11 protein-coding genes are annotated in these 13,175 nt (G+C 68.5%); 8 read left to right on the top strand and 3 right to left on the bottom strand.

Annotated features, from left to right (window positions below):
- The first annotated feature begins 31 nt into the window (after positions 1-31).
- From ACH4EW_RS15485 to ACH4EW_RS15475, 3 genes are all read left to right on the top strand, one after another.
- Positions 32-1,174, top strand: a complete 1,143-nt coding sequence (locus ACH4EW_RS15485; protein WP_398256591.1) for a CaiB/BaiF CoA transferase family protein — start codon at positions 32-34, stop codon at positions 1,172-1,174.
- Positions 1,175-1,301: 127 nt separating this feature from the next.
- Complete coding sequence (locus tag ACH4EW_RS15480; protein ID WP_398256589.1) at positions 1,302-2,516, top strand: acetyl-CoA C-acetyltransferase; 1,215 nt, start codon at positions 1,302-1,304, stop codon at positions 2,514-2,516.
- A gap of 38 nt (positions 2,517-2,554) precedes the next feature.
- On the top strand, positions 2,555-4,762 hold the full coding sequence (locus tag ACH4EW_RS15475; RefSeq protein ID WP_398256586.1) for a 3-hydroxyacyl-CoA dehydrogenase NAD-binding domain-containing protein: 2,208 nt from the start codon (positions 2,555-2,557) through the stop codon (positions 4,760-4,762).
- 21 nt (positions 4,763-4,783) lie between these two features.
- On the opposite strand, the gene ACH4EW_RS15470 is transcribed toward ACH4EW_RS15475, so the two are convergent.
- Positions 4,784-5,515 carry a MerR family transcriptional regulator gene (locus ACH4EW_RS15470; RefSeq protein ID WP_398256584.1) on the bottom strand — a complete coding sequence of 244 codons (732 nt, stop codon included), beginning with the start codon at positions 5,513-5,515 and terminating at the stop codon, positions 4,784-4,786.
- A 90-nt stretch (positions 5,516-5,605) separates the two neighbouring features.
- Between ACH4EW_RS15470 and ACH4EW_RS15465 the strand changes: the two genes are divergently transcribed.
- The 3 genes from ACH4EW_RS15465 to ACH4EW_RS15455 all read left to right on the top strand — a co-directional run bounded on the left by ACH4EW_RS15465 (position 5,606) and on the right by ACH4EW_RS15455 (position 7,850).
- Entirely contained in the window at positions 5,606-5,797 is a 192-nt protein-coding gene (locus ACH4EW_RS15465) for a hypothetical protein (protein ID WP_398256581.1), read from the top strand.
- Positions 5,798-5,841: 44 nt separating this feature from the next.
- Entirely contained in the window at positions 5,842-6,318 is a 477-nt protein-coding gene (locus tag ACH4EW_RS15460) for a macro domain-containing protein (RefSeq protein WP_398256578.1), read from the top strand.
- Positions 6,319-6,932: 614 nt separating this feature from the next.
- On the top strand, positions 6,933-7,850 hold the full coding sequence (locus tag ACH4EW_RS15455) for an oxygenase MpaB family protein (protein ID WP_398256575.1): 918 nt from the start codon (positions 6,933-6,935) through the stop codon (positions 7,848-7,850).
- Between the two features lie 126 nt (positions 7,851-7,976).
- Here ACH4EW_RS15455 and ACH4EW_RS15450 read toward each other — a convergent pair whose 3' ends face one another.
- On the bottom strand, positions 7,977-9,470 hold the full coding sequence (locus ACH4EW_RS15450; RefSeq protein ID WP_398256573.1) for a M1 family metallopeptidase: 1,494 nt from the start codon (positions 9,468-9,470) through the stop codon (positions 7,977-7,979).
- Positions 9,471-9,682: 212 nt separating this feature from the next.
- Positions 9,683-10,039 (bottom strand): IS200/IS605 family transposase, encoded by a 357-nt coding sequence (tnpA, locus tag ACH4EW_RS15445; RefSeq protein ID WP_398256570.1) that lies wholly within the window; start codon positions 10,037-10,039, stop codon positions 9,683-9,685.
- Between the two features lie 77 nt (positions 10,040-10,116).
- Between tnpA and ACH4EW_RS15440 the strand changes: the two genes are divergently transcribed.
- Together ACH4EW_RS15440 and ACH4EW_RS15435 are read left to right on the top strand one after the other, a co-directional pair.
- Positions 10,117-11,388 carry an RNA-guided endonuclease InsQ/TnpB family protein gene (locus ACH4EW_RS15440; RefSeq protein ID WP_398256868.1) on the top strand — a complete coding sequence of 424 codons (1,272 nt, stop codon included), beginning with the start codon at positions 10,117-10,119 and terminating at the stop codon, positions 11,386-11,388.
- 133 nt (positions 11,389-11,521) lie between these two features.
- On the top strand, positions 11,522-13,159 hold the full coding sequence (locus ACH4EW_RS15435) for an ABC-F family ATP-binding cassette domain-containing protein (RefSeq protein ID WP_398256567.1): 1,638 nt from the start codon (positions 11,522-11,524) through the stop codon (positions 13,157-13,159).
- Positions 13,160-13,175 lie beyond the last annotated feature (16 nt).

Below are 13,175 nucleotides of genomic sequence, written 5' to 3'. Positions count from 1 at the left end.
ACATCAGTTGTGTCACACCGCTGGGGGTTTGATGGCAACGACAGAGCACGGCCCGCTGGAGGGTGTGCGCGTGGTCGAGCTGGCGGGCATCGGCCCCGGCCCGTTCGCCGCGATGCTGCTGGCCGACCTCGGCGCCGACGTCGTCAGGGTCGACCGGCCCGGCGGCGCGGGGCTCGGCATCGATCCCGCGTACGACCTCACCAACCGCAACAAACGCTCGGTGCTCGTCGACCTCAAGGCCGAGGACGGACCCGCCAAGGTGCTCGATCTGGTCGAGCGAGCAGACATCCTGATCGAGGGCTACCGGCCGGGCGTCGCCGAACGACTCGGCGTCGGGCCGGACGCCGCGCTGGCCCGCAATCCGCAGCTCGTCTACGGGCGGATGACTGGCTGGGGCCAGGAAGGGCCGCTCGCCGAACGAGCCGGGCACGACATCGCCTACATCGCCCTCACCGGCACCCTCTCCGTGATCGGCAAGCCCGGTGAGCCTCCCGCCGTCCCAGCCAATCTGGTCGGCGACTACGCGGGCGGCTCGCTCTATCTCGTCGTCGGTGTCCTCGCTGCCCTGCAGCACGCCCGCACCCCCGGCGGCCGGGGCCAAGTCGTGGACGCGGCGATCGTCGACGGCGCCGCCCATCTCGCCACGATGATCCACGGCATGCTGGCGGCCGGTGGCTGGCAGGACCGGCGGGGCTCCAACCTCCTGGACGGCGGCTGCCCGTTCTACGGTTCGTACGAGACCGCCGACGGCCAGTACATGGCGGTCGGCCCGTTGGAGCAGCGGTTCTACGACGAGTTCAGCAAGCTCCTCGGCATCGAGGACGAGGCCCCGGACCGGGGGGACATCGCCCGGTGGGAGGAGCTGCGCGCAGTCGTCGCCGACCGGTTCAGGACCCGTACGCGCGCGGAGTGGACCGAGGTGTTCGAGGGCACGGACGCCTGCGTCGCCCCCGTCCTCTCGCTCCGTGAGGCGCCCCGCCATCCGCACATCGCCGCCCGCTCCACCTTCGTCGAGCACGGCGGACTCACCCAGCCCGCCCCCGCACCCCGTTTCTCCGTCACCCCCCTGTCCGTGCGCAACGGGCCCGCGCGGCCCGGCGCGGACACCGAGGCCGTCGCCGCCGACTGGGACGTACCCAGCATCACGAGGAACCGGAAGGACACCACCGACTGATGGACTCCCGTCGGCCCCGGACCGGACCGGCATCCACGACGGCACGACCGAGATCATGAAGGAGATCATCGGTCGCTCGCTGCTCGCCTGACCCCTGACGCACAACCACCCTCGAAAGGCTGCTGTCTTGAGTACCGAAGCGTTTGTCTACGACGCGATCCGCACCCCTCGCGGGCGCGGCAAGGCCAATGGCGCCCTGCACGGCACCAAGCCGATCGACCTCGTCGTGGGCCTCATCCACGAAATCCGCAGCCGCTTCCCCGGCCTGGACCCGGCGGCCATCGACGACATCGTCCTCGGTGTGGTCAGCCCGCTCGGCGACCAGGGATCCGACATCGCCCGGATCGCCGCCATCGCGGCCGGCCTCCCGGACTCCGTCGCAGGCGTCCAGGAGAACCGCTTCTGTGCCTCGGGTCTGGAGGCCGTCAACCTGGCTGCGGCCAAGGTCCGTTCGGGCTGGGAGGACCTCATCCTTGCAGGGGGTGTCGAGTCGATGTCCCGTGTCCCGATGGGCTCCGACGGCGGTGCCTGGGCGATGGACCCGATGACCAACTTCGAGACCGGTTTCGCCCCGCAGGGCGTCGGCGCCGACCTCATCGCCACCATTGAAGGCTTCTCCCGCCGTGACGTCGACGAGTTCGCCGCTCTCTCCCAGGAGCGCGCCGCCGAAGCGTGGAAGGACGGTCGTTTCGCACGCTCCGTCGTCCCCGTCAAGGACCGCAACGGCCTCGTCGTCCTCGACCACGACGAGCACATGCGGCCCGGCACCACCCCCGACTCGCTCGCCGCGCTCAAGCCGTCGTTCGCCGCGATCGGTGAGATGGGCGGCTTCGACGCGGTGGCGCTGCAGAAGTACCACTGGGTCGAGAAGATCGACCACGTGCACCACGCGGGCAACTCCTCCGGCATCGTCGACGGCGCCGCGCTCGTCGCGATCGGCAACCAGGAAATCGGTGAGCGGTACGGACTCACGCCGCGCGCCCGCATCGTCTCCGCCGCCGTCTCCGGCTCCGAGCCCACCATCATGCTGACCGGCCCCGCGCCCGCCACACGCAAGGCCCTTGCCAAGGCCGGACTCACCATCGACGACATCGACCTCGTCGAGATCAACGAGGCGTTCGCCGGCGTCGTGCTGCGCTTCGCCAGGGACATGGGGCTCTCCCTCGACAAGATCAACGTCAACGGCGGCGCGATCGCGCTCGGCCACCCGCTCGGCGCCACCGGCGCGATGATCCTGGGCACGCTCATCGACGAACTGGAACGGCGCGAGAAGCGGTACGGCCTCGCCACCCTCTGCGTCGGCGGCGGCATGGGCATCGCCACCGTCATCGAGCGTCTCTGACCGTCCCCGGCCACCCCTGCTTACGGAGAAGAAAAGCAATGACCGAGAGCACGACCATCCGCTGGGAACAGGACGAGACCGGCGTCGTCACCCTGGTACTCGACGACCCGAACCAGTCCGCCAACACGATGAACCAGGCCTTCAAGCACTCCATCGCGGCCATCGCCGACCGCGCCGAGGCCGAGAAGGACTCCATCCGCGGCATCATCTACACCTCTGCCAAGAAGACCTTCTTCGCGGGCGGCGACCTCAAGGACATGATCAAGGTCGGTCCGGAGAACGCCCAGGACGCCTTCGACGTCGGCACCGCCATCAAGAGCTCGCTGCGCCGCATCGAGACCCTTGGCATTCCCGTCGTCGCCGCCATCAACGGCGCGGCGCTCGGCGGTGGTTACGAGATCGCGCTCGCCTCCCACCACCGCATCGCCCTCGACGCACCCGGCTCCCGCATCGGCCTGCCCGAGGTCACCCTCGGCCTGCTGCCCGCGGGCGGCGGCGTCACCCGCACCGTACGCCTCATGGGTATTGCCGACGCGCTGCTGAAGGTCCTCCTCCAGGGCACCCAGTACACCCCGCAGCGCGCCCTGGAGAACGGCCTGGTCCACGAGGTCGCCGCCACCCGTGAGGAGATGCTCGACAAGGCCCGCGCCTTCATCGACACCCACCCCGAATCCCAGCAGCCCTGGGACGTCAAGGGTTACAGGATCCCCGGCGGCACCCCGTCCAACCCGAAGTTCGCCGCTAATCTGCCCGCCTTCCCGGCCAACCTGAAGAAGCAGATCGCGGGCGCCCCGATGCCCGCACCCCGCAACATCCTGGCCGCCGCCGTCGAGGGCTCGCAGGTCGACTTCGAGACCGCGCTGACCATCGAGGCCCGCTACTTCACCGAGCTGGTCACCGGCCAGGTCTCGAAGAACATGATCCAGGCGTTCTTCTTCGACCTCCAGGCCGTCAACTCCGGCGCCAGCCGCCCCAAAGGCATCGAGGAGCGCCAGGTCCGCAAGGTCGCCGTCCTCGGCGCCGGGATGATGGGCGCGGGCATCGCGTACTCCTGCGCCCGCGCGGGCATCGACGTCGTCCTCAAGGACGTCTCCGCGGAGGCCGCCGTCAAGGGCAAGGCGTACAGCGAGAAGCTCCTCGACAAGGCGCTCTCCCGCGGCCGTACCACCGAGGCCAAGCGCGACGAGCTGCTGGCCCGCATCACCCCGACCGGCGACCCGGCCGATCTGGCCGGCTGCGACGCCGTCATCGAGGCCGTCTTCGAGGACACCGCGCTCAAGCACAAGGTGTTCCAGGAGATCCAGGACATCATCGAGCCGGATGCCCTGCTCTGCTCCAACACATCGACCCTGCCCATCACCGTCCTCGCCGAGGGCGTCTCGCGCCCCGCAGACTTCATCGGGCTGCACTTCTTCTCGCCCGTGGACAAGATGCCGCTGGTCGAGATCATCAAGGGCGAGCGGACCGGCGACGAGGCCCTCGCCCGCGCGTTCGACCTGGTCCGCCGGATCAAGAAGACGCCGATCGTCGTCAACGACTCACGCGGCTTCTTCACTTCGCGGGTCATCGGCCAGTTCATCAACGAGGGGGTCGCCATGGTCGGCGAGGGCGTCGAGCCCGCGTCGGTCGAACAGGCCGCGGCACAGTCCGGCTACCCGGCCAAGGTGCTGTCCCTGATGGACGAGCTGACCCTCACCCTGCCCCGCAAGATCCGCAACGAGACCAGGCGGGCCGTCGAGGAGGCCGGCGGCACCTGGGCCGGCCACCCGGCGGACGCGGTCATCGACCGGATGGTCGACGAGTTCGACCGTCCGGGACGCAGCGGCGGCGCGGGCTTCTACGAGTACGACGAGGCCGGCAAGCGCACCCGCCTCTGGCCCGGTCTGCGAGAGCATTTCGGGGGCTTGGGGGGTCGTCCCCCGGGTGAGCGCAGCACGAATCCCGACACCGGCATCCCCTTCATCGACATGAAGGAGCGGATGCTGTTCTCCGAGGCACTGGACAGCGTCCGCTGCCTGGAGGAGAACGTCCTCATTTCCGTCGCCGACGCCAACATCGGCTCCATCATGGGCATCGGCTTCCCGCCGTGGACCGGCGGCGTACTCCAGTACATCAACGGATACGAGGGCGGCCTGCCCGGCTTCGTGGCACGCGCCCGGGAGCTCGCGGAGCGGTACGGCGACCGCTTCCTGCCGCCCGCGCTGCTCGTGGAGAAGGCCGAGAAGGGCGAGACCTTCCACGACTGACGACAGCCTCGCGGGCCGCGTTCACTCCTCCGTGAACGCGGCCCGCAGCTCTTCCTTCAACGACCGCTGGAACGCGGTCACCAGCGCCTGAAGCACCATCGGCTGCATATGAGCCGACAGCGACTTCATCGCCGCCACATGCTCCGGGTCCGACTCCCGCTCCCGGTACGGACCCCACACCTCGTCGCGGAACAGCCGGGTCAGCTCCCGCGCGGCGGACCGGGAGTGCTCCAGCAGAACCGTGCGCGCCGCCAGGATCGTCCCGTGCGCGATCGGCACGCCGAGCAGCTCGACCCCGAGCCGCAGCAGCCCCGGGTCCACCCGGTAGCTGCCGTCGGTCGGCTCCGCACACTCCAGCACCCCCATGGCTGCCAGCCGCGCCAGGTCCTGTTCGGTCAGCGCCCGGCCCGCACGCCGCTCCAGCTCCGCCCGCGTCGCATCCTCCGCCGAATCCGGCGCCCAGGACGCCACCAGCGCCCGGTGGATCGCCAGATCGTGTGCGCTCAGATCCGGCGGAAGCTGCTCCAGATAGCGTTCGATCGCGGCCAGCGTCATGCCCTGGTGCTGGAGCTCCTCGATGAGGGCGAGCCGGGAAAGATGCTCGTGCCCGTAGTGCCCGACGCGACGCGGTCCGATCACCGGAGGCGGCAGCAGACCCCGGGTGCTGTAGAAACGCACAGTGCGTACGGTGACACCGGCGCGCGCCGCCAGCTCGTCGACGGTGAGCGTCGGGTCCCCGGTCCCGGTCGACATGTCTGCTCCTTGCGTTCCGACCCAGCGGCGAACTGCTGTGTCTGCACCAATCAGGTTCAACAGTATTGCTGTCTCACCACTGTTGTGAAAGTGTCCGGCAGCATCCAAGTGCAGTCCCGCTCCGGTACGGACCCGCACGGTCCGGTCGATGGCGACAGGAGGCGGCGGCGTCTGCCTGGGCGGCGGCCCACGGCATCGACCCCCACGCTGCGCCGACGGGTGATCCGCGACAAGGACGGCGAGTTGATCGATGCGCTGTACGGGGAGGACGGCCGGGACTGACCTGGCCCGGGGCACTTGTCAGTGGTGGCTCCTACGCTGGTGTCATGTCGGAGATCACGTATGTACGGGGGGACGCCACCGCCCCACAGGGCCAGGGCGTCAGGCTGATCGCGCATGTCTGCAACGACCTGGGAGGCTGGGGCAAGGGCTTCGTCCTGGCCGTTTCGCGCCGCTGGCCCGAACCGGAGATGGCCTACCGCCGCTGGTACCGGGATCGCGCGGGCAACGACTTCGCCCTGGGCGCGGCGCAGTTCGTCCAGGTGGACCCACACCTCTGGGTGGCGAACATGGTGGGCCAGCGGGGGTTGCGCACGGGCAGCAAGGGAGTACCCGTGCGCTACGAGGCGATCGACACAGCATTGGCGGCTGTGGCCGACCGGGCCGTCGAACTCGGGGCTTCGGTCCATATGCCGCGGATCGGCTGCGGGCTGGCGGGCGGCAAGTGGTCACGGATCGAGCCGCTGATAGAGAAGCGGCTGCTGAGCCGGGGAATAGCGGTGACCGTGTACGACTACGACTAACGACCTGGGGGACGATAGGGAGTTGATCAGGTCGTAAGGAGTCAGTCGGGATACTTGTCCTGGTGCACTCCGAGAAGCAGGACGCCGCCGCGCCCCGGAAGGAAACCTCGGGCGCCACTTGCCGAGTGGCACCGGTGCGCGCTGACCGCTGCCTTCCCACCCCGAAGCGTCGAAACGGCTCGTCGCAGAATCCGACGGGCCGTCACGAAATTTTGAGGCCGGAGTCCCGAGCGGCGCCGACCGGACTCTTCCTGCTGCAGAGGTTGCCTGCATGCCGCCGCAACCTGCCACAAGGGGGACCGATGCCAACGCCGCGATTATCAGCGCGACGACCGGGCCTCGGCCCTCCGCGCGACCGCGCAAGTCAAGGGGTTCGTCTTCTCTTTCGCTCAACTCTCTTGAATTTTAAGAAATCTGACGGTCAATCGAATCGAAGGAGCCAAAGATACAAATACTGTTGACTTGTTTCATCAGTCGCGTCAAAACCGTCGAAGCGCCAGCGACAGGAAGGCACCCCAGGGGCCCGTGCGCACTTGCCCGGAAGCGATCGCATACTGGATCACACAAGGGTCGGGCACCGAGCCGCACGCCCCGCCGACCGTCGGGAGCACCGCATGAACACCGAAGCAGCCAGAGGCGGCACCCCCGCCCCGCCGCGGCCCGGCGGGGTGCTCTGGAGCCTCTCCGGCGACATCCGAGCCCTCCTCATGCTGCCCGCCGCCCTCACCCTCCAGGTCGCCCACCCGGCGGTCGGTGCGGGCGTCGACGAACACTCCGTCTTCCGTACGGACCCGTGGGGGCGCGGCGAGAGGTCACTGCGGTCGCTCCAGCTATGGGTGTACGGGGGTGAGGCGGCCGCCGAAGAAGGACGCAGGCTCCGCAAGCTGCACCGCACCATCCAGGGCACCGACACCCGGGGGCGCCGTTACCATGCGTTGTCCCCGGCGAACTATGCGTGGGTGCACGCCACGGGCTTCCCCGTCTACCAGCACGCCGCGCGCTATCTCGCCCGGCCGCTCACCGACGCGCAGGAACGGGCCCTGTACCGGGAGTGGCTCCAGGTGGGCAGGATTCTCGGCATTCACGACCGGGACATGCCGCAGACGATCGAGGAGTTCTGGCCGTACTTCCGAAAGGTGCTCGCCGACGAGATCGAGCTGACCGTCGTCGTCGAGGACCTGATCGCCACCGATCGCCCCGTACCGCCGCCGGACCGTGGGCCGCTGCTGGTCCGGCTGCTGCTGAAGGCACTGTGGCCGGTGCTGTTTCCGCCGCTGGCCCGGTTCCGCCGCTTCGTGACCATCGGGCTGATGCCGCCGGACGCGCGGGCGGCGATCGGGCTGGAGTGGACGGATGCGCAGGAGCGCAAGCTCCGGCGGTTCTGCGGGGTGGTGCGGCGCGTCGTGCCCGTGCTGCCCGAGCGGCTGCGCTATCTGCCGTACGCGCGCAGGGCGCGGGCGGCGCACCGCGAGGCCGTCCGGGGCGACGGGAAGCTCAGGCGGAAGCCCGGTGCTCCGGCTGGGGCGGCGTGATCACCGATTCGAGCTCGCCACCCTCGCCGACACCATCAGCCCAATGGGTCGCCCCTGCCGTGCCCGGGGCCCGTCGCCCCGCCGAGGAGAGGGAGGCGACGGTGCCCGGACCCGGTCCGCGGACAGTCAGCGGTGGTCGTGAATCGTGTTCGTGGCCGCGATCTGCTTCCATGAGGCCGGCTGTGCGAACTGTGCGGTTGTCCGCGAGGAGCGCGCCGAGGCCGCCGCGGGGGCCTGAGGCCGTGTCGGCTGGTACAGCCACGTGTCGAAGAAGTCGGCGAGCGGCCGGCCCGAGACCCGTTCCGCGTACGTCACAAAGTCCGCCACGCTCGCGTTCCCGTAGGCATGTTCGGCCGGCCAGCCCTTCAGCAGCTCGAAGAACGTCTCGTCACCCACCTTGTTGCGCAGTGCCTGGATCGCCAACGCCCCCCGGTCGTAGACAGCCGCGTCGAACTGGTTGTCAGGGCCCGGGTCGCCCGGCTTCACCGTCCAGAAGGCGTCGTCCGCCGGATGCTGGGCGTAGGTGTAGTCCGCCAGCTCCTGCGCGGTGCCCTCGCCTTCCTTCTCCGACCACAGCCACTGGCTGTAGCGGGCAAAGCCTTCGTTGATCCAGATGTCCTTCCAGCCGTTGACGGACACGCTGTCGCCGTACCATTGGTGCGCCAGCTCATGGACGACGACTGAGACGTTCGCACCGTTCGCGAACTGCCTCGGGCTGTAGAAGGGCCTGGTCTGTGTCTCCAGCGCGAATCCGCTCTTCACATTCGGGGAGTAACCGCCGAGCGCGTCGAAGGGATAGGGCCCGAAGACCTCCGTCAGCCACTCGGCGACCTCGGTGGTCCGCTCGATGCTGGCGCGGGCCGCACCGCCGTTGGCGCCGAGATCCTTGCTGTACGCGTTGACGACCGGCAGCCCGTCCGACGTGGTGTCCGTGGTGATGTCGAACTTGCCGATCGCCAGCGTCGTCAGATATGTCGCCTGCGGCTTGGCGGAGCGCCAGTTGAAGCGGGTCCAGCCGAGCTTCGAACTCTGCGACTGGAGCACGCCGTTGCTGATCGCCTGGGTGCCGTCGGGCACGGACACCGAGATGTCGTACGTGGCCTTGTCCAGCGGGTGGTCATTGCTGGGGAACCACCACACGGCCGATTCCGGCTCCTGCGCGGCCACCGCGCCGTCCGGGGTGCGGGCCCAGGAGGTCCAGCCGTTGATCTTCAGTTCCGACGGCTTCCCGGCGTACCGCACGACAATCGAGACGGCCTTGCCCTTCGCCGGCGCCGCCGCCGGGGTGATCTCCAGCTCCTGGTCGCCGCTCCTGGCATAACCGGCCTTCTTGCCGTTCACCCGCACCTCGGAGACGTCCAGCCCGAAGTCGAGGTTGAAACGCGAGAGTTCCTGGGTGGCCGTGGCGAGGATCGTCGCCGTGCCCTCCAGCAGGTCGGTTGCGGGCTGATACTTCAGTCGCAGGTCGTAGTGGGAGACGTCGTAGCCGCCGTTGCCGCTGGCCGGGTAGTAGGGGTCGCCGATACCCGGGGCGCCCACGGTGCCTTCGGCGGCCGAGGCCGGGATCGCCAGCAGGAGGGAGGCCGCGAGTGCGCTCGGGACGATGAATCTGCGGTGCACGCATGCTCCAAGTCGTCGGGGCGAATGACTTTTCGAACCGTCACGTCGACACTATTCAGCAACTGCCGCATCAGTCGTGTCCATGCCCGCAGCTGTCACACGATCGACATTCGGCCACATGGCACACGGTCCGTCATTACCGGGACTCTTGCAGAAGGCCCCGGTGTTCACGCCAGGGATGAATGCATCTGAGGGCTGCTCTGACCCGCACTTCAGAGCGGGCGTTTCTGCTGCTCGATGTACTGACGGACGATCGCCGGCGGTGCTCCGCCGCAGGATGCCGAGAAGTACGAGGGCGACCAAAGGTGTCCGTGCGTGATGGCGCGGTTGATGTGGCCGGTGAATTCCTGGCGTATCCGGCGGGCGGAGACGCCCTTGAGGCTGTTGACCAGTTTGGAGACGGCGACGTTGGGCGGGTAGTTGATCAGGATGTGGACGTGATCGCGTTCGCCGTTGAACTCCTTCGGTTCCGCCTCGAAGTCCTCGCACACCTTGCGCGTGATCTCTTCGCAGCGTGTCAGCATCTCGTCGTTGAAGACTCCGCGCCGGTACTTCGTCACGAAGACCAAGTGGACAAAACCACGTGTCTTCGGCGCCTTTAGTCGTTCTCCTGATTCACGAGACCAATCACACTAGGGTCTTGGTTGTGCAGCTTCGCTACAACTATCGGGTTTATCCGGATGCGGCCCAGCGCCGTGCGCTGGACCGGGCGTTCGGGTGCGCCCGGGTGGTGTGGAACGACTGCCTGCGCGATCGGAAGGAAGCGCACGCGGCGGGGCTGCCGTATGTGACGTCGGCCCAGTTGTCCCGGCTTCGTATCACCGAGGCCAAGCGCACCGGGGAACGGGCTTGGCTCGCGGATGTGTCGGCGGTCGTTCTGCAGCAGTCCCTTCGGGATCTCGACACCGCCTACAAGAACTTCTTCGACAGTCTCAAGGGAAAGCGGCAGGGCCGGAAGGTCGGGGCGCCCCGGTACAAGTCGAAGAAGGACACCCGGCAGTCGATCCGCCTCAACACCAACGCCTTCTCCCTGAAGGAGAACGGCACGGTGTATGTGGCCAAGGTCGGCGATCTCAAGGTCAAGTGGTCGCGTCGGCTTCCGGCCGCGCCTACGTCCCTGACCGTCACCAAGGACAGTTCGGGGCGGTACTTCCTCAGCTTCGTGGTGGACACCGAGCCGGACATCCTTCCCGAGGTGGAGACGGAGTCGGGTATCGACCTGGGTCTGTCCGCCTTCGTGGTCCTGTCCAATGGCCGGAAGATCGACAGCCCGCGCTTCCTGCGCCGGGCGGAGAAGAAGCTCAGGCGTCTTCAGCGGGAGCTGTCCCGCAAGGCCAAGGGGTCGAAGAACCGGGCCAAGGCCCGTATCAAGGTCGCACGCCAGCATGCCAAGGTCGCGGACCGGCGCCGGGGCTGGCACCACAAGGTGTCCACGCAGATCATTCGCGACAGCCAAGCGGTGTATGTGGAAGATCTCGCGGTGTCCGGTCTCGGCCGTACCCGGCTCGCCAAGTCCGTGTATGACGCGGGGTGGTCCGCGTTCGTGGGCATGCTGGAGTACAAGGCGGTCAAGCACGGCCGCATGTTCGTCAAGGTGGGCCGTGCTTTCCCGTCTTCTCAGGTCTGTTCGGCCTGCGGATTTCGGGACGGTCCCAAGCCCCTGCACGTGAGGCAGTGGACGTGCGGCGCGTGTGGCACCGTGCACGACCGTGACCACAACGCAGCCCGCAACGTCCTGTTCGAAGGACGTCGTATCGTCGCCGCCGGACGGGCGGAGACGCTAAACGCCTCGCAGAGCGCCGGTAGGACCGGGGCGAAAGTCCCGGCACAGCGCGTTGAAGCAGGAAGCCCCCGGAAGGGTCACACGACCCAGGCCGGAATCCCTGGACTTCAGGCCAGGGAGCACGTCAAAGCGTGAGCACTCGTGTTGATCGCCGATCGCCCCTGTTGCACAAACGGTCAAGCCGATGCTGTTTGCTGTTCCACGAAATGAGCGCCGGCCGGCCGGGCTGCTCCGCCCTCCCCGGCCGCCGATTAGGATCGACACCCTGATGACTGCCACTCTCGTAGCCAAGGACCTCGCCGCCGGACACGGCGACCGCACACTCTTCGCCGGACTCGACCTCGTTGTCGCGCCCGGTGATGTGATCGGTCTCGTCGGAGTCAACGGCGCCGGCAAATCGTCCCTGCTCCGGCTGCTCGCCGGACTCGACCGGCCGGAGGAGGGCGAGCTGCGGCTCTCCCCGCCCACCGCCACTGTGGGGCACCTCCCTCAGGAACCGGAGCGGCGTCCGCAGGAGACCGTGCGGGAGTTCCTGGCCCGCCGCACCGGCGTCGCCGATGCCCAGACCGCGATGGACGCCGCGACGCAGGCCCTCGTCGACGGGGCGCCGGGCGCGGACGACGCGTACTCCGAGACGCTGGAACGCTGGCTGGCTCTCGGCGGCGCGGACCTGGTGGAGCGCGCCGAGGAGGTCGCCGCCGACCTCGGACTGACCGTCGGCCTCGACCTGCCGATGACCGCACTCTCCGGGGGCCAGGCAGCCCGCGCGGGCCTGGCTTCCCTGCTGCTGTCCCGCTACGATGTCTTCCTGCTCGACGAGCCCACCAACGACCTCGACCTGGACGGCCTGGAGCGGCTGGAGCGCTACGTCTCCGGGCTGCGCGCAGGTACGGTCGTCATCAGCCACGACCGCGAATTCCTGATGCGTACGGTCACCAAGGTCCTCGAACTGGACCTGGCCCAGCAGCAGATCAACCTGTACGGCGGCGGCTACGGGGCCTATCTGGAGGAGCGCGAGCGGGCTCGCAGGCATGCGCGTGAGGAGTACGAGGAGTACGCCGACAAGCGCTCCGCCCTCGAAGGCCGCGCGCAGATGCAGCGCGGCTGGATGGACAAGGGTGTCAAGAACGCCCGCCGCAAGGCCACCGACAACGACAAGACCGGCCGCAAGTTCCGCAGCGAGTCGAGCGAGAAGCAGGCCGCGAAGGCCCGGCAGACCCAGCGCATGATCGAACGGCTCGAGGTCGTGGACGAGCCGCGCAAGGAGTGGGAGCTGCGGATGGAGATCGCCGCCGCGCCCCGTTCCGGCTCGGTCGTGGCAACGTTGCGCGAAGCGCAGGTCGTACGCGGTGACTTCGGCTTCGGCCCGGCATCCCTGCAGATCGACTGGGCGGACCGGGTCGCCATCACCGGCGCCAACGGAGCGGGCAAGTCCACCCTCCTCGCCGCACTCCTGGGCCGCCTCCCCCTGGATGCCGGGCACGCGACGCTCGGCTCGGGCGTGGTGGTCGGTGAGGTCGACCAGGCACGCAAGCTGTTCCACGGCTCCCAGTCGCTCCTGGAGGCGTTCTGCGCGGCCGTCCCCGAGACCGAACCGGCCGAAGTCCGTACGCTGCTCGCCAAGTTCGGCTTGCGCGCGGACCATGTGATGCGTCCCGCGACGACACTCTCACCGGGCGAACGCACGAGGGCGGCGCTGGCCCTGCTCCAGGGCAGAGGCGTCAATCTCCTCGTCCTGGACGAGCCGACGAACCACCTCGATCTGCCCGCGATCGAGCAGCTGGAATCGGCGCTGGAGTCGTACACGGGGACGTTGCTGCTCGTCACGCACGACCGCCGAATGCTGGAAGCGGTACGGACGACACGGCGCGTCGAGGTGGTGGACGGCAAGGTGAAGGAGATCTGAGGGGCTCCTCCGGATT

This window comes from Streptomyces sp. NPDC018000 (assembly GCF_044328025.1).
GTDB lineage: Bacteria > Actinomycetota > Actinomycetes > Streptomycetales > Streptomycetaceae > Streptomyces.
This window is presented reverse-complemented; position numbering and strand designations above follow the sequence as displayed.